Source organism: Photobacterium sp. R1, assembly GCF_054600795.1.
This window is the reverse complement of sequence record NZ_BAAHZP010000109.1, coordinates 1-438: the sequence shown is the minus strand read 5'-3', so window position 1 is coordinate 438 and position 438 is coordinate 1. Positions and strand designations below refer to the sequence as shown.

Sequence of the window (438 nt, the reverse complement as noted above, 5' to 3'; positions counted from 1 at the left end):
CCACGGTCAATAACCATTGGTTAAGCTGCGCTGATACCCGCATTCAACACCTCGACGCTGTAGGGTTGCTGGCCGTTTTCGTGGCGGATAATCACCGGGACAATAGCCATGGCCTGAGATTCAGACAGGGCCGTGTCCGGCGTGACGCCCAGCGAGTTCGACACGTGATTGACATAGGACGCGGTGTCATTTTCGACAGGCGGTGCCCAGCGATTGATGATGCCGCGAACCGTCATCAGGCCGTATTTGTTCCGGTAGGTTTTCAGGGTCCGTGCCAGCGCCCGGATCCCATTTTCAGGAGTATCAAAAATCACAAAACGGCCATCGTCACCGACACGGCCACGCCACTGTGTCCCGTTGTCTTCGATGTTCCCCGGATTGTTGTTTCGAATACCACGAGGTTGATGATTCTTATACACTGCCACCCCCGCTAGTATC

1 protein-coding gene is annotated in these 438 nt (G+C 55.3%); it reads right to left on the bottom strand.

Going from position 1 to position 438, the window contains the following annotated elements; translation table 11 throughout:
- Positions 1-20: 20 nt before the first annotated feature.
- Positions 21-437, bottom strand: a complete 417-nt coding sequence (locus ACYP03_RS24190) for a structural protein (protein ID WP_459782394.1) — start codon at positions 435-437, stop codon at positions 21-23.
- Between the last annotated feature and the right edge of the window lies 1 nt (position 438).